The organism is Streptococcus sp. SG2 (assembly GCF_030439925.1).
Lineage (GTDB): Bacteria > Bacillota > Bacilli > Lactobacillales > Streptococcaceae > Streptococcus > Streptococcus gordonii.
Map to the genome: position 1 here is coordinate 182,497 of NZ_JAQFJD010000002.1, position 16,422 is coordinate 198,918.

Annotated in this window: 15 protein-coding genes and 1 pseudogene; 14 read left to right on the forward strand and 2 right to left on the reverse strand. The window is 42.0% G+C overall.

All coding sequences use genetic code 11. The annotated features are described in order from the left end of the window. Positions 1-9: 9 nt before the first annotated feature. The 3 genes from PCY09_RS04770 (at position 10) to abpB (ending at position 3,483) form a co-directional block, all read left to right on the forward strand. Positions 10-549, forward strand: coding sequence for a 5-formyltetrahydrofolate cyclo-ligase (locus PCY09_RS04770; RefSeq protein WP_045634464.1), 540 nt, complete (start codon positions 10-12; stop codon positions 547-549). Further along, a complete protein-coding gene (locus PCY09_RS04775) occupies positions 530-1,213 on the forward strand; it encodes a rhomboid family intramembrane serine protease (RefSeq protein ID WP_125396788.1) in 684 nt (227 codons plus the stop codon). The genes PCY09_RS04770 and PCY09_RS04775 overlap by 20 nt, the downstream gene beginning before the upstream one ends. Positions 1,214-1,524: 311 nt before the next feature. Further along, positions 1,525-3,483 carry a C69 family dipeptidase AbpB gene (gene abpB / locus PCY09_RS04780; RefSeq protein WP_045634462.1) on the forward strand — a complete coding sequence of 653 codons (1,959 nt, stop codon included), beginning with the start codon at positions 1,525-1,527 and terminating at the stop codon, positions 3,481-3,483. Between the two features lie 102 nt (positions 3,484-3,585). On the opposite strand, the gene galU is transcribed toward abpB, so the two are convergent. Both galU and PCY09_RS04790 read right to left on the reverse strand, forming a co-directional pair. Then, the gene (galU, locus tag PCY09_RS04785) at positions 3,586-4,494 is read right to left on the reverse strand and encodes a UTP--glucose-1-phosphate uridylyltransferase GalU (protein WP_045634461.1); all 909 of its coding nucleotides are present in this window, start codon (positions 4,492-4,494) and stop codon (positions 3,586-3,588) included. Positions 4,495-4,523: 29 nt separating this feature from the next. Beyond that, positions 4,524-5,540, reverse strand: a complete 1,017-nt coding sequence (locus tag PCY09_RS04790; RefSeq protein ID WP_125396789.1) for an NAD(P)H-dependent glycerol-3-phosphate dehydrogenase — start codon at positions 5,538-5,540, stop codon at positions 4,524-4,526. A 195-nt stretch (positions 5,541-5,735) separates the two neighbouring features. Here PCY09_RS04790 and PCY09_RS04795 point away from each other — a divergent pair, with 195 nt between their 5' ends. From PCY09_RS04795 to gltX, 11 genes and pseudogenes are all read left to right on the forward strand, one after another. Further along, positions 5,736-7,442 carry an ABC transporter ATP-binding protein gene (locus tag PCY09_RS04795; RefSeq protein WP_125396934.1) on the forward strand — a complete coding sequence of 569 codons (1,707 nt, stop codon included), beginning with the start codon at positions 5,736-5,738 and terminating at the stop codon, positions 7,440-7,442. 1 nt (position 7,443) lies between these two features. Beyond that, positions 7,444-9,213 carry an ABC transporter ATP-binding protein gene (locus tag PCY09_RS04800; protein WP_061601655.1) on the forward strand — a complete coding sequence of 590 codons (1,770 nt, stop codon included), beginning with the start codon at positions 7,444-7,446 and terminating at the stop codon, positions 9,211-9,213. Positions 9,214-9,391: 178 nt separating this feature from the next. Beyond that, positions 9,392-10,081 (forward strand): gamma-glutamyl-gamma-aminobutyrate hydrolase family protein, encoded by a 690-nt coding sequence (locus PCY09_RS04805; protein WP_008808191.1) that lies wholly within the window; start codon positions 9,392-9,394, stop codon positions 10,079-10,081. Between the two features lie 263 nt (positions 10,082-10,344). Further along, positions 10,345-10,794, forward strand: a complete 450-nt coding sequence (locus PCY09_RS04810; protein WP_061601654.1) for an 8-oxo-dGTP diphosphatase — start codon at positions 10,345-10,347, stop codon at positions 10,792-10,794. A gap of 84 nt (positions 10,795-10,878) precedes the next feature. Continuing rightward, entirely contained in the window at positions 10,879-11,322 is a 444-nt protein-coding gene (locus PCY09_RS04815) for a dUTP diphosphatase (RefSeq protein ID WP_061601653.1), read from the forward strand. A 9-nt stretch (positions 11,323-11,331) separates the two neighbouring features. After that, entirely contained in the window at positions 11,332-11,790 is a 459-nt protein-coding gene (locus PCY09_RS04820) for an isochorismatase family protein (RefSeq protein WP_061601652.1), read from the forward strand. A gap of 60 nt (positions 11,791-11,850) precedes the next feature. Further along, a pseudogene (locus PCY09_RS04825) lies at positions 11,851-11,931 on the forward strand (SAM-dependent methyltransferase); the annotation flags it as partial. A gap of 5 nt (positions 11,932-11,936) precedes the next feature. Then, positions 11,937-13,304 carry a DNA repair protein RadA gene (gene radA / locus PCY09_RS04830; protein ID WP_081105896.1) on the forward strand — a complete coding sequence of 456 codons (1,368 nt, stop codon included), beginning with the start codon at positions 11,937-11,939 and terminating at the stop codon, positions 13,302-13,304. A gap of 112 nt (positions 13,305-13,416) precedes the next feature. After that, entirely contained in the window at positions 13,417-14,127 is a 711-nt protein-coding gene (locus tag PCY09_RS04835; protein ID WP_046164881.1) for a TIGR00266 family protein, read from the forward strand. A 136-nt stretch (positions 14,128-14,263) separates the two neighbouring features. Next, on the forward strand, positions 14,264-14,758 hold the full coding sequence (locus tag PCY09_RS04840) for a carbonic anhydrase (RefSeq protein ID WP_008808198.1): 495 nt from the start codon (positions 14,264-14,266) through the stop codon (positions 14,756-14,758). 149 nt (positions 14,759-14,907) lie between these two features. Further along, positions 14,908-16,365, forward strand: coding sequence for a glutamate--tRNA ligase (gltX, locus tag PCY09_RS04845; RefSeq protein WP_011999715.1), 1,458 nt, complete (start codon positions 14,908-14,910; stop codon positions 16,363-16,365). Positions 16,366-16,422 lie beyond the last annotated feature (57 nt).

Sequence of the window (16,422 nt, forward strand, 5' to 3'; positions counted from 1 at the left end):
ACGGGTTGCATGAAAAAAGAGCTGAGACAAACTGTACTGAACCAGATGAAGAAACTGTCGGGTAAAGAAAAAGAGCAAGCAGATGGCTGGCTGACCCAACACATGCTCCAGTCAAGAGCTTATCAAGAAGCTAAAGTCATCGCAACTTATCTTTCTATGCCACATGAGGTCTCTACCGCAGCCTTTATCAAGCAGGCTCAGTTGGACGGCAAGCGGGTTTTAGTGCCCAAAACCTATGGCCAGGGGCGGATGATATTTGTTGATTATGATGAAAGTCGCCTACAAAAAAGCTCCTTTGGTCTTATGGAGCCGATAAGTGAAGAGGCTGTGGATAAGACAGAAATTGATCTGATTCATGTGCCAGGTGTGGTCTTCAATTCTCAAGGATTTCGGATCGGTTACGGCGGTGGCTACTATGACCGTTATCTGGCTGATTTTTCTGGTGCTAGTGTCAGTACGCTTTATCAAATTCAGCTAGCGAATTTTAAACCGGATCTGCATGATGTCTCGGTAAAGGAGTTAATCATATATGAAACAAATCTACGATAGAAACTACCCAGTGACAAGTATTTTATTGATCATAACGAGCCTTGTCTTTGCTTTAATGTTTCTTTTCTACGGTTTCCAATATAGTAGTACGGAAGCCTTGTATCGCTTTGGGGCAGTACATGGCTATACAATCCAAGAGATACCTATAGAGTTTTGGCGAGTTTTTGCTGCTATTTTTGTCCATATTGGTTTAGAGCATTTTGTGGTCAATATGCTCACTCTGTATTTCCTTGGCCGTCAGATAGAAGATATTTTCGGACCATGGAAATTCTTATTGCTCTATCTCATGTCTGGGGTGATGGGGAATCTATTCGTCGTATATTTTTCACCAAACAGTCTGGCTGCAGGAGCCTCTACATCGCTTTTTGGTCTCTTTGCGTCAGTCGTCGTTCTGCGCTATGCCACACGAAACTACTATCTTCAGCAGTTGGGGCAATCCTATATGAGCCTACTGGCTGTCAATCTAATCATGAGTTTCTTACCAGGAATCAGTCTTTCTGGTCACTTAGGTGGTCTTGTTGGTGGAGCTTTAGGTGCGGTGATTCTACCAGTTTCAGGCGAACGCAATGCATTTAGTAAGCCACAAAGATTTTTAGCCCTAATAGTCTATCTGGGATTAGCAGCCATTTTGATTTTTATGACTTTTCAAAGACCAATTTTTTAAGAAAATCAAGCTAAGTACCGCTTTGAATAGCGGTACTTTTTTATAATTATAACTTTTGATGAAACAAGGAATTTCAATAATTTGATGTATCAATATTTTATAAAATGGACTCTTAATTAGTTTTAGCAGAAATAAATTAGTAAACTTCTAAAATGTTTATATTTCTAGGTGTATGTTTTCCCTATTTTACATCTGTAAAACGTATAAATAAACAATTTTGAAAGCGCTTGCAAATACAGGGTCAAAGGAGTATACTATGGTTGTAAATATAGGGAGTCTAGGACTTCCAAAAAAATAAAAAGGAGTTAGCGATGAAGAAGTTAACATTCAAAGTTGTCATTGCTGTGATGGCAATCCTCATGTTGCCTATCCAAGCGGTTCAAGCTTGTTGTGGTTTTATTTTTGGTCGCCAGTTGACAGCTGACGGTTCAACCATGTTTGGCCGTACGGAAGACTATCCTTACTATCCCAATGGTGGGAAACACAATAAAAACTATGTTGTTGTGGAAGGAAAAAACTATAAGGAGGGTGACCAGATTGTAGATGAATCTAATGGTTTCACTTATCCACACGCAGCCAACGAAATGAAGTATACTGCAACTTATGATTCTGCTCGTGGCGATGGTAGTAACGGTGCTTTCGGGGAACATGGCTTTAATGAAGCAGGTGTTTCAATGACATCTACAGTTACAGCAATTCCAAATAAAAAAGTACTTGCAAAAGACCCTCTTAAAGCAGATGGCCTTCCAGAGGCTGCGATGTTGGATGTTATTTTGCCTCGTGCAAAAACAGCTCGTGAAGCAATTGAGTTGCTTGCAAAAGTCATCGAAGAAAAGGGATCTGCTGAAGGAAATACTGTTGTTGTTGCAGACCAAAAAGAAACTTGGTACATGGAAATCTTATCTGGTCACCAATATGTAGCAGTGAAGGTGCCAGAAGATAAATACGCTGTTTTTGCTAACACCTATTACCTTGGCCATGTCGATTTGAATGACAAAGAAAATGTTATTGCTTCTAAAGATGTAGAAAAAGTAGCCCAAGAAGCAGGAAACTACAAGACAGATAAAGATGGTAATTTCCACATTGCTAAATCATATGGACCTGAAAAATACGCAGAAGGGGATCGTTCTCGTACATATGCAGGAATTACACTTCTTGATCCTAAATCTAAAATTACTTATGAAGATGATGAGTATGAACTCTTCCGCTCTCCAACTGATCCAAACAAGAAATTTACTCTTGAAGATGCCTTTGCTTTGCAACGGAACCGCTTTGAACACTTGAATGGTCGTTTTATACCTGATGATCAAATTGGGGTCAAGAAGCAAGGCGACAATGGGGCAAATGATGCTGTTCGGAAAGATCAATACAAATATGCTCTTGGTAATGAAAATGTTATCGATGCCCATGTTTATCAAATTGATCCGAAGTTGCCAAAATCTTTTGGTGGTAAAGTATGGCTCGGTTTAGGACCATCACGTAACACACCATATGTACCTTTCTATGGTAACGTTAAAGATACTTATCAAGCCTTTAAACCTCAAACTGCTACTTATGATCCAAACTCATGGTACTGGACAGTATGGCATATTGACCAAATGGCTATTAAGAACCAAGATATTTTCGGCAAGACTGTTCAAGATCATTGGAAGATGCTTGAAAAACAATTTATCATTGATCAAGAGAAGAAGGATATTGAGTATTATTCACTGAAAGACCAACCAGAAGCTGCTAAAGCTGCTGAACACAAAGTTACAAAAGATGCACTTGATTTATCAGATCGTCTTTTCCAACACTTCAAGGACTATGAAAAGTTGATGGAAAAACAATTAGAAGCTGCTGGACGTAAGTCTGATCCTTATCGCGCTTCACAACCAGATGATAAACAAGACCCATCAACACCTGAAAAACCAGATACTCCAAAAACTCCAGAAAAACCAAAAGCAACTGAAGAAGTAAATAAAAACGTACTTCCTGCTGAATACTATGTTGCAGCACCTCCGACTCATGATATTCCTGCTAATGCAGAAGGGAATCCAAACAATCGTTTTGGCTATGCAGCTACAGCAAATGTGCAAGTATTCGGACAAACATCTACTCGCGCTGAAGCTCCTCAGGTACAAAGCCAAGCTTCTCAAGAGCCAAGTCAAGCTCCACAAACAACAGTTGCCAATGCAGAAGGGAATCCAAACAACCGCTTTGGTTTTGCAGGAAATTATGAAGGCGGAAAAGATTTCAAGAATATTGGGACATTCTCTAACGGAAACTAATTTTTCTGTTGAGAAAGCCAGTCATTGGATATAAGAAAACACCTAGTTAAATCTAGGTGTCTTTGTGTTTTGAGTAATAGACCAATCGGTCGTATTTCATCCTTAGTTTAATTTTTTAGTTTTCTCTTCTAGCTTTTTACCAAGTTCAATAATATATTGTTCCAAATCATCTTTGACCTGCGGATGTTTGAGAGCGTAATCGATAGATGTTTTCATGAAGCCAAACTTGTCACCAACATCGTAGCGGTCACCCTTGAATTCACGGGCAAATACGCGCTGGGTCTTGTTAAGAGTATCAATGGCATCTGTCAGTTGGATTTCATTTCCAGCACCAGGAGCTTGATTTTCCAAGATTTTAAAAATTTCTGGAGTCAGCAGATAGCGACCAATGATTGCCAAATCACTTGGAGCTTCCTCCGGACTTGGTTTTTCAACAAATTTTTCGACACTATAAAGTCCATTAAGACCTTCGCCTTGCGGAGCGATGACACCATATGAAGAAACTTCTTCATGAGGGACCTGCATAACAGCAATTGTAGAAGCATGAGTTGCTTCATAGTCGTTCATCAGCTGTTTGGTAAGTGGCATAGCTTTATCATTAGTGATATCCATAAGGTCATCTCCTAACATGACAACAAAAGGTTCGTTGCCGACAAAAGCCTTAGCTTGAAGCACAGCATCTCCCAGCCCACGCGGATGACTTTGTCGAATGAAGTGCAGGCCAATACCGGTTGTTTCATCAACTAATTTCAAAAGGTCATCTTTGCCTTTTTCTTTGAGGTTGTATTCAAGCTCAAAGTTGGAGTCGAAGTGGTCTTCAATCGAACGTTTTGACTTACCAGTTACGACTAAAATATCTTCAATTCCAGACTTGAGGGCTTCTTCAACGATAAATTGAATGGTTGGCTTGTCTACGATAGGTAACATTTCTTTAGCAAGCGCCTTAGTAGCAGGTAGGAAACGAGTTCCAAGGCCAGCTGCTGGAATGACAGCTTTCTTAACTTTTGACATTAGTAAATCCCTTCTAGATGCAGATTTGGTTATGACCATTCGTTCTCGGCCTTGAATTCATTGTTCATGATTTCGAAGATAGCCTCTTTTATGTCATGGTCTTGATAAATGACTTTATAAATGGCTTGGGTAATAGGCATATAGACATCCAATTCCTGAGCAAGTTCATAAGCAGCCTTGGTGGTGGAAATTCCTTCAATCACCATGCCCATGTTAGCTTCAATATCCGCTAATTTTTCTCCACGTCCCAGAGCATCCCCAGCCCGCCAGTTGCGAGAGTGGATAGAAGTTCCGGTAACAATAAGGTCACCAACTCCAGATAAACCGCTATAGGTCAAAGGACTAGCGCCAAGTTTCACTCCTAAGCGAGTGATTTCAGCCAGTCCACGCGTGATAATGGCAGCCTTGGCATTGTCGCCATAGCCTAGGCCGTGTAGAGCCCCAGCTCCGACGGCGATAATATTTTTAAGGGCACCTGCAGTCTCGACTCCAACCACATCTGTATTGGTATAGAGGCGAAAATAGTGGTTGCTGAAAAGTTTCTGTACATATTTGGCAGTTTCTAGGTCCTTAGAAGCTGCCGTAATGAGAGTGATATCGCGAACAATGGTTTCCTCAGCATGGCTAGGACCTGAAACAACGACAATTTCACTACGCAATTCACCCGGAATTTCTTCTTCTAAGATTGTAGAAATACGTTCATGGCTATCTGGTTCCAAACCTTTAGAAGCGTGCATAACCTTAACTTTATGATCTAGGATTTGAGCGACTTGTTTTGCGACCAGTCTTGTGACCTTGGTTGGCACCACAAATAGAACCGCATCAGCACCATCCAAGGCTTCTGCTAGACTATGGTAGGCTTTGATTTTTTCATCGAGGACAGTATCTTTAAAATAACGTGTATTTGTATGCGCTTGGTTGATTTCATCGATCTGTTCAGCAATGTTACCCCAAATACGTACTTCGTGACCATTATCATTTAGCACTTGTGACAAAGCTGTACCCCAAGAGCCAGGACCGATTACAGCAACTCGTTGTTTATCCATCTTTCTTATTTCCATTTCTAACTAGAGTATTCTACTCTATTCTATCATATTAAAAGAAAAAAATCGTTTTCAAGCTTAAATGTTCTCATTTTCTTATAGTCATTTTAAAGCTAAGTTTAATAAGCTTGACATTGATTTTTTCTGTGATATAGTAAGAAAACAAAGGAAAAAGAGAAAACTAGTAGAGGGAAGATGATGTTTGTAAAAACCTTATTAAAGTACAAATGGTTTGTTGTGTGTTCGATTGTAATGACTGGCTTGATGATTGCTAGTTCACTGTTGCAACCTTGGCTCCTTAAGCAGGTCCTGGATGCTTTGCAGATGAGTGATAGTAAAGCCATTTATCAAGCGGGGGCTTGGCTGGTTGGTATGGGGATTGTTGGCTTGCTTGCTGGTGGTATTAATGTAACGACAGCAGCTTATATCGCCCAAGCGGTGTCATCTGATTTGCGGGAGAAGACTTTTCGAAAGATCCAGACTTTCTCTTATGCCAATATTGAGCAGTTCAATGCTGGAAATCTGGTTGTTCGGATGACCAATGATATCAATCAAATACAGAATTTGGTCATGATGATGTTTCAAATCCTGCTTCGCCTGCCGATTCTATTTGTCGGATCAGTTGTTTTAGCGATTGTAACGGTACCGTCTCTTTGGTGGATTATTGCCCTTCTAATTTTACTTGTAGCTGGACTGACAGCTATGATGATGGGGCTTATGGGGCCGCGCTTTCAAAAATTTCAAATCTTATTAGAGCGCATGAACGCCATCGCCAAAGAAAATCTTCGAGGAGTTCGGGTGGTGAAGTCCTTTGTGCAAGAAAGGGCACAATTTGATAAGTTCAGTCAGGTTTCTGATGAGCTCTTGGATCAAAATCTATTTATCGGTTACGCTTTTTCAATTGTTGAACCAATGATGATGTTTGTCGGTTACGGGGCTATTTATCTGGCAATTTGGACCTTATCAGGCATGGTTGCTACAGACGCGGGAGTGGTCAGTTCGATTGCTTCTTTCATTGGCTACTTGAATCAAATTATCTTTACCATTATCATGGTTGGCTTTTTAGGAAATGGTGTGACGCGGGCTATTATATCAATGAGACGTCTCAATGAGGTTTTAGATACAGAGCCTGCAATGACCTTCCCAGATATAGCAGATGAAGACTTAGAAGGTAGTATTCGTTTTGATCATGTGACCTTTACCTATCCAACAGATGAAAGCCCAATTCTAAAAGATATTAGTTTTGAAGTTGCTCCGGGGCAAATGGTTGGCGTTGTCGGTGCAACGGGTGCTGGTAAGTCTACCTTGGCTCAGTTGATTCCCCGTCTTTTTGATCCTCAGGAAGGTTCTATTTCAATTGGCGGTAAGGATCTACGAGAAGTCAGTCAGGGAAGTCTTCGTAAAAATGTTTCTATTGTCTTGCAACGGGCTATTCTTTTTAGCGGGACCATTGCGGACAATCTTCGCCAAGGCAAACTCGATGCATCCCTGCCTGAGATGGAATGGGCAGCAGGAATTGCCCAAGCCAGTGAGTTTATCGGCCGTATGGCGGATAGTTTTGATAGTCAGGTAGAAGAACGTGGGAATAACTTCTCCGGTGGCCAGAAGCAAAGGATGTCCATTGCGCGTGGAGTCGTCAACCATCCCAAAATTCTAATTTTAGACGATTCGACTTCAGCTTTAGATGCCAAATCAGAAAAATTGGTTCAAGAAGCCTTAAACAAAGATTTGAAGGGTACAACCACCATTGTCATTGCCCAAAAGATTAGCTCGGTTGTCCATGCAGATAAGATTTTGGTCTTAGACCAAGGCTGTTTAATCGGACAAGGAACGCATAAAGAGCTAGTCGCAACAAATGAAGTTTACCGTGAGATCTACGAGACACAGAAAGGAAAGGAGGAGTAAGATGCGGACTGTAAAATTTTTCTGGCAATATTTTAAAGACTATACATTATCTTTTATCATTGTGATCGTAATGATGATAGTTTCCACTATTTTACAAGTGCTCTTTCCGATTTATGTTGGTCAGGCTGTTCAACATCTAGTTGAATTAGGCAACGCCTTGGCTAATGGCGGAGAAAAAAATCAGCTTTTAGTTGCTTTTACGTCCCTTATGACCAAGCTGTTTCTAACCTTTCTCTGTCTATCAATTTCTAGCTTAATTTATATGGTTTTGATGAGCCGAGTTATTTCGCATTCGACCAATGAGATGCGCAAGGGTCTCTTTGGAAAACTAGCTAAATTAACCGTATCCTTTTTTGATCGTCATCAGGACGGGGATATCTTGTCACGCTTTACCAGTGACTTGGACAATATTCTTCAGGCCTTGAACGAAAGTATGATTCAAGTTTTAAGCAATATTCTTCTCTACCTTGTCCTTGTGATCATCATGTTCCGGCAGAATGCTCGCTTGGCTTGGATTACTGTTGCCAGCACTCCCCTAGCTATTGTGGTTTTAGTCGTGATTGTTAGACTAGCTAGAAAATATACTAACCTACAGCAAAAAGAAGTTGGTCAACTTAATGCCTATATGGATGAAACCATTTCCGGTCAGAAGGCTGTTATTGTTCAGGGCATGCAAGAAGAAGTTATCAAAGGCTTCCTTGAGCAAAATGACCGAGTCCGTTCAGCTACTTTTAAGGGCAGGGCTTTTTCAGGGCTTCTCTTCCCCATCATGAACGGAATGAGTCTGATCAATACAGCCATCGTTATTTTTGCTGGATCGGCTGTATTGCTTAGCGATCCTAATATTGAAACGGCTGTTGCAGTTGGCTTGATTACGACTTATGCCCAGTTTTCTCAGCAATATTATCAGCCTATCATCCAGATTGCAGCCAGCTGGGGCAGTTTGCAGTTGGCCTTTACAGGGGCTGACCGGATTCAGGAGATGTTTGATGCGCCTGAGGAAGTCCGGCCAGAGAATGCACCTGCTTTCACAGAGCTCACAGACTCTGTGGTGATCAAGCATGTGGATTTCTCATATGTAGAAGGCAAGCCCATCCTCAAAGATGTGTCTATCTCTGCTCCTAAGGGTAAGATGACGGCTGTTGTTGGCCCGACTGGATCAGGTAAGACGACCATTATGAACCTGCTCAATCGCTTTTACGATGTGGATAGTGGCAGTATTGAGTTTGACGGTCGCGACATTCGAGATTATGACTTGGACAGTCTGCGGAGCCATGTGGGGATTGTTCTGCAGGATTCGGTGCTTTTTAGTGGCACGATTCGGGACAATATCCGCTTCGGTGTGCCGGATGCTAGTCAGGAGATGGTCGAAACGGCTGCGCGTGCGACTCATATTCATGACTATATCGAAAGTCTGCCAGACAAATATGATACCTTGGTGGATGATGATCAGAATATCTTTTCAACTGGGCAGAAACAGTTGATTTCCATTGCTAGAACTTTGCTGACGGACCCGCAAGTCTTGATTTTGGACGAGGCGACGTCTAATGTCGATACGGTAACAGAAAGCAAGATTCAGCAGGCTATGGAAGCCATCGTGGCTGGCCGAACTAGCTTTGTCATTGCCCATCGCCTCAAGACAATCCTCAATGCTGACCAGATTATCGTCCTTAAAGACGGAGAGGTAATTGAGCAAGGGGACCACCATCAACTTCTTCAACTCGGAGGATTCTATTCAGAACTCTATCATAATCAGTTTGTTTTTGAGTAAAGAGTCAATTCACATCTTTCAACTCTCGTTTGAATTTCAATTTCATTCGGGAGTTTTTTCTTAAAATTCTCTAGCAAGTACTTGATAAAAAATTTTTATAAGTAGCTTTAAAAAAATTTATTGGACTTGAAATGGCAGTCGTGGTAAGATATAGTATATCTTGAGAAAGGAGTCTCCTATGTGCAGAACAATTGTTGGAATTTCGGCCAATCTTTGCCCAGTTGATGAAGACGGAAAAAATATTCACACCTCTGTTTCACGAAAGTTTGTGGACGGCGTACGAATGGCTGGTGGTCTGCCAATGGTGATTCCTCTTGGCGATAGAAGCCTGGTCGAGGATTATGTAGAAACCATAGACAAGCTGATTTTATCAGGTGGACAGAATGTCCATCCCAAATTCTATGGGGAAGAAAAAACTATTGACAGTGACGATTATAATATCGCCCGTGATGAATTTGAATTAGCACTTTTAAAAGAAGCCTTACGCCAGAACAAACCTGTTATGGCAATTTGTCGCGGTTTGCAACTGGTAAATGTTGCTTTTGGTGGTACTTTAAACCAGCAGATTGATAATCATTGGCAGGGTCAGCCTTTTGGGACTTCGCATTCGATTCGTACTGAAAAGGGGAGTGTTGTAGAGCGTTTATTTGGTCAAGCTAGCCGGATTAATTCCGTTCACCGCCAAAGCATCAAGGATTTGGCTCCTAATTTTCGCGCGACAGCCTTTGATCCCAGAGATAACACAATTGAAGCTATCGAGTCCATTGATAACCATCGGATTATTGGTCTTCAATGGCATCCGGAGTTTTTGATCGGCGAAGAAAAGGGAAATTTAGAGCTATTTCACTATCTTTTGCAGGAATTATAAAAAATTTTAAACCGTTCAGTTTGCTTTTAGGAAAGTTTAAGGTAAGAGATTTATACTAAGACCATAAACAAAGACCTCCTAACTTTGTTTAGAAATCCTAAAACTTTTCTTTTTCATAATAATCTCCCTATAAGAACCGCCCAATCGGCGGTTTTTTTGCTGGAAAGGCTGGGAAATCTGGATTTTCAACAACTTGATGTCTTTTATGTTATAATGAGTCACAAGTAGGCCAAGCGAATCGGTCAGTAGATGGAGGAACAGGGATGTCAAGAGCGGAGCGAGTTATTTTAACAAATATGTGTATGGTTTACGATGGAGACCGCATTTTAGTGCAAAATAAAGTAAATGATGATTGGACCGGCCTTTGCTTTCCAGGTGGCCATGTTGAAAATCGTGAATCCTTTGTCAAATCAGTGATACGAGAAATCAAGGAAGAAACGGGTTTGACTATCTATGAGCCTCGCTTGTGTGGTGTCAAGCAGTTTTATACTGAAAAAGATGAGCGCTACATCGTTTTTCTTTACAAGACCAATCGTTTTGAAGGCGAGCTGGTTTCATCCGACGAAGGTGAGGTGTTCTGGATTAGACGTGAAGATTTTGATAGCTACTCACTGGCTGTGAGCTTTAAGGAAATGTATCAAGTTTTCACATCAGATTTGACGGAGCAGTTTACCTATATGGATAATGGAGAGACCATCAGAGATCTATACTAGGGAGAATCGCCAATCGGCGGTTCTTTTGCTTGTTTTTAGCGAATTTAGTATAATAGGAGCAGAAAAAATAGAAAAGAGAAATACATGAAAATTCGCGGATTCGAGCTGGTTTCTAGCTTTACAAATGAAGATTTGCTGCCCAAGAGAGAGACGGCTCACGCAGCTGGCTATGATTTAAAAGTAGCAGAACGCACCATTATTGCACCAGGGGAGATTAAGCTGGTTCCGACTGGTGTCAAGGCCTATATGCAGCCGGGCGAGGTGCTTTATCTTTACGACCGTTCGTCCAATCCTCGTAAAAAAGGCCTGGTTTTGATTAACTCCGTTGGAGTTATTGATGGCGACTATTATGGCAATCCTGGAAACGAAGGGCATATCTTTGCTCAGATGAAAAACATCACAGATCAGGAAGTCGTCCTTGAAGTTGGAGACCGTATCGTGCAGGCTGTCTTTGCACCTTTTTTAATTGCGGATGGAGATGAAGCAGATGGCGTGCGGACTGGCGGGTTTGGATCAACAGGGAAATAGAGTGAGAAAATGGGAGACTATTTATTAGTTGTAGACATGCAGTCAGATTATGTTGCTGCAGGAAAAGCATATGATAATGAAGCACTGACTGGGGCTGTCAATGACAAAATAGCCAGCTATCCCAGCGACCAGGTTATCTATATTCTCAACCGTTTTTTCTGGGAGAGAAAAGATAGGAAGAAGAAATTTGCGACTGGTTTGCAGGTTGTATCTTCTCGCATCTTTGAGAAGCGTCGGGCTTCTTGCTTTACTAATCCGGATTTAAAAGAGTTTTTAGAGGGAAATGGTGCTAAAAGCATAGAGTGTATTGGGGTCGATGGCAATGGCTGTGTCAAGGCTTCCGTTTTGGCAGCAGTCAAGGAGAATTATCAGGTTTCCATCGATTTGTCCGCTGTCGGAGTTGCAAATCAGAAGAAATTCTCTAAAACACTGAAGCAATGGCAAGATTGCGGAATCAAGATTGGATAGCTTTATGAGGACATTAGTATGAAAATCATTTTTATCCGTCACGGAGAGCCAGATTATTCTCTTTTGGAAGAGGCTGGCTTTACTAATATAGAGCAGGTGTGTCAGGTCTTATCTACTTTTGTTTGGATTATTAGAAAATAAGGAGAATTACCATCGCTAAGAAAAAAACGACCTTTGTCTGTCAAAATTGTGAATACCATTCGCCCAAGTATCTGGGTCGCTGTCCTAATTGTGGAGCGTGGTCTTCTTTTGTTGAGGAAGTAGAGGCTGCAGAAGTTAAGCATGCCCGTGTTTCCTTGACAGGTGAAAAGACTCGGCCAATGAAGCTGGCTGAGGTCACTTCGATTGATGTCAATCGGACCAAGACGGAAATGGACGAGTTTAATCGTGTGCTGGGTGGTGGCGTCGTGCCTGGCAGTCTGGTTCTGATTGGTGGAGATCCTGGTATCGGGAAGTCCACCCTGCTATTGCAGGTGTCCACTCAGCTTTCTCATCAGGGCACCGTCCTTTATGTCAGCGGGGAGGAATCAGCTGAGCAGATTAAGTTGCGGGCGGAACGCCTCGGTGATATTGACAGTGAATTTTACCTCTACGCTGAGACCAATATGCAAAATATCCGCACAGAGATTGAGAAAATCAAGCCAGATTTTCTGATTATTGACTCCATTCAGACAGTTATGTCGCCGGAAATTTCCAGTGTCCAAGGCTCTGTTTCTCAGGTTCGCGAGGTGACAGCTGAGCTCATGCAGCTGGCCAAGACCAATAATATCGCGACCTTTATTGTTGGTCACATGACCAAGGAAGGCACCTTAGCTGGTCCTCGGACGCTAGAGCACATGGTGGATACCGTGCTTTATTTTGAGGGCGAACGCCAGCATACTTTCCGTATATTGAGAGCAGTCAAGAACCGCTTTGGCTCGACCAATGAGATTGGCATTTTTGAGATGCAATCTGGCGGGCTAGTTGAGGTTGTCAATCCCAGTGAAGTATTTTTAGAAGAGCGCCTGGATGGTGCGACAGGCTCTTCCATTGTCGTGACCATGGAAGGAACGCGGCCAATTTTGGCAGAGGTGCAGGCTTTGGTTACTCCGACCATGTTCGGCAATGCCAAACGGACCACGACTGGACTGGACTTTAACCGAGCTAGCCTCATCATGGCGGTTCTAGAAAAACGGGCGGGGCTCCTTCTGCAAAATCAAGATGCCTACCTCAAGTCAGCTGGTGGAGTTAAGCTAGATGAGCCAGCCATTGATTTGGCAGTAGCGGTAGCCATTGCTTCCAGCTACAAAGATCTACCTACCAATCCTCAAGAGTGCTTTATCGGTGAAATTGGTCTGACTGGTGAAATCCGTCGGGTTAACCGTATCGAGCAGCGCATCAACGAAGCAGCAAAGCTGGGCTTCACCAAAGTCTACGCTCCTAAAAACTCTCTGAACGGCCTCAAAGTTCCAGACAATATCCAAGTCATTGGTGTGACAACGATTGGGGAAGTCTTAAAGAAAGTATTTTCTTAGAAACTTGCTTTATAGGTAAATAAAACTGTCAATGTAACGACCTTGGTAGATAAATAAAACAGGTGCAAGGATTAGTTCTCTTTGCTCAAAACAAGATAAAAGGAGAAATCTGATGTCAGATAATCGCATGAATTTTACTATTGAAAACAATAGCCAATTTCCTTTTGTAGAAATTGTACTAGATAAAGGAGAAAAAGCTTATATTCAGCGCGGAAGCATGGTCTATCATTCTTCTAGTGTTAACTTAAGAACCAAACTGAATGCAAAAGGATCTGGTCTTGGTAAATTAGTTAAAGCAGTTGGACGTTCGATGGTGTCTGGTGAAAGCACCTTTATTACAGAAGCTTTATCTGATGCAGATGGTGGCCTCTTAGCTCTAGCTCCTAATGTTCCGGGTCAGGTAATGCCCTTGTATTTGGGAGAGCATCAATATCGATTGAACGATGGAGCTTTCCTTGCTTTGGATGGTTCAGCATTTTACACGATGGAACGCCAGTCTATTGGCCGTGCCTTGTTTGGTGGTCAAGGGGGGTTCTTTGTCATGACTACTCAAGGAGAAGGAACACTCTTAGTCAATGCCTTTGGAGCTATCAAGAAAATTGAACTGAAAGACCAAGAAATGACAATTGATAATGCCCATGTTGTTGCCTGGAGCAAAGACTTGCATTATGACATTCACTTGGAAAATGGTTTTTTACAATCTGTCGGTACAGGAGAAGGTGTTGTTAATACCTTCCGAGGTACAGGAGAAATCTATGTCCAAAGTCTAAATGTTGAAACTTTCGCTAAAATTTTGGGTGGATATATTCCTACAAAAGAGTAGGCTTGACTATTCCTGGGCATATAAATTTTTCATGAGTAAGAAGCTTTATCTCTGACAAATCTTAAAAAAGCTGGTAAGATAAGATTAATTTATTTGATAATCAAATAATTTTTTCAGAGATGAAGCAGAGGTGAATATGTCTTACTTTAAAAATTTTATGAAGGCCAACAGAGCGTATGTCGACTTGCATGGAACAGCTCATTTACCAATAAAACCAAAAACCAAGGTTGCTATTGTAACCTGCATGGATTCACGACTTCATGTGGCTCCGGCCTTAGGTTTGGCCCTTGGAGATGCCCATATTTTGCGGAACGCTGGTGGGCGTGTAACGGAGGATATGATTCGATCCTTAGTGATTTCTCAGCAACAGATGGGGACCAGAGAAGTAGTGGTTTTGCACCATACCGACTGTGGGGCTCAGACCTTTACCAATCCAGAATTTGCCTGTCACCTTGAAAATGTACTAGGCGTGGATGTTAAGGGGCAAGATTTTCTGCCCTTCACAGATGTGGAAGAAAGTGTACGGGAGGACATGGAATTACTTCGTAAGTCTCCCTTGATTCCTGATGATGTAGAAATTTCCGGTGGCGTCTATGATGTGGATACCGGGCGAATCCATGAAGTTCTATAAATAAATGTTCTAGTTTCCAATTAGTTTGGGAATGAAAAAAAGATTGCTTGCGGGTAATCTTTTTTTCTTACTTGTGCTATAATAGAAACGATTGAAAAGAGGCCCTTTGGTCCTCGATGATAAAAAGAATGATATAAAGGAGATCTGCTTTGGCAAAAGCTATTCGGGTGCGTTATGCACCAAGTCCGACTGGACTTTTACACATCGGAAATGCGCGGACTGCGCTCTTTAATTACCTCTATGCTCGTCATCATGGCGGGACCTTCATTATCCGTATCGAGGATACTGACCGCAAGCGCCATGTAGAAGATGGGGAACGTTCACAGCTTGAAAATTTGCGTTGGCTAGGCATGGATTGGGATGAAAGTCCAGAAACACATGAAAACTACCGTCAGTCTGAGCGTTTGGAACTCTACCAAAAATACATTGACCAATTGCTAGCTGAAGGAAAAGCCTACAAATCTTATGTCACAGAAGAAGAATTGGCAGCCGAGCGCGAACGCCAGGAAGCAGCAGGTGAAACACCTCGCTACATCAACGAATACCTTGGCATGAGCGAAGAAGAAAAAGCTGCTTATATTGCTGAACGTGAAGCAGCTGGAATCATACCAACTGTTCGTCTGTCTGTTAATGAGTCAGGTATCTACAAATGGCACGACATAGTCAAAGGTGACATTGAGTTCGAAGGTGGCAATATCGGTGGTGACTGGGTTATTCAAAAGAAAGACGGATATCCAACTTACAACTTTGCTGTCGTCATTGATGACCACGACATGCAGATCTCTCACGTTATCCGTGGAGACGACCACATTGCCAACACTCCTAAGCAGCTTATGGTTTATGAGGCGCTGGGCTGGGAAGCTCCAGAGTTCGGTCATATGACCTTGATTATCAATAGCGAAACTGGTAAAAAGCTATCTAAACGCGATACCAACACTCTTCAATTTATCGAGGATTATCGTAAGAAGGGGTATCTGCCAGAAGCAGTCTTTAACTTTATTGCACTGCTAGGTTGGAATCCTGGTGGTGAAGATGAGATTTTCTCTCGCGAAGAGCTCATTAAACTCTTCGATGAGAACCGCCTCAGCAAGTCTCCAGCAGCCTTCGACCAGAAGAAACTAGACTGGATGAGCAATGAATACATTAAAAATGCAGATTTCGAAAGAATCTTTGCTCTGGCGAAGCCATACTTGGAAGAAGCAGGACGTTTGACAGATAAAGCTGAAAAATTAGTAGAGCTTTACAAGCCACAAATGAAGTCAGTCGATGAAATTGTACCTCTGACAGATCTTTTCTTCTCAGATTTCCCAGAGTTGACAGAGGCTGAGCGCGAAGTTATGGCAGGAGAAACCGTTCCGGTTGTTCTAGAAGCCTTCAAAGCGAAGCTGGAAGCTATGACAGATGAAGAATTTGTGACAGAAAACATCTTCCCTCAAATCAAAGCAGTCCAAAAAGAAACAGGTATCAAGGGTAAAAACCTCTTTATGCCGATTCGAATTGCCGTTTCAGGGGAAATGCATGGACCAGAACTTCCAGATACGATTTACCTATTAGGTCGTGAAAAATCTATCCAGCATATCGAGAACATGCTAAATCAAATTCAATAAGATGAACCAGCTTTTGGGCTGGTTTTTATTTTAATCCAGTATATAATATATTGTATT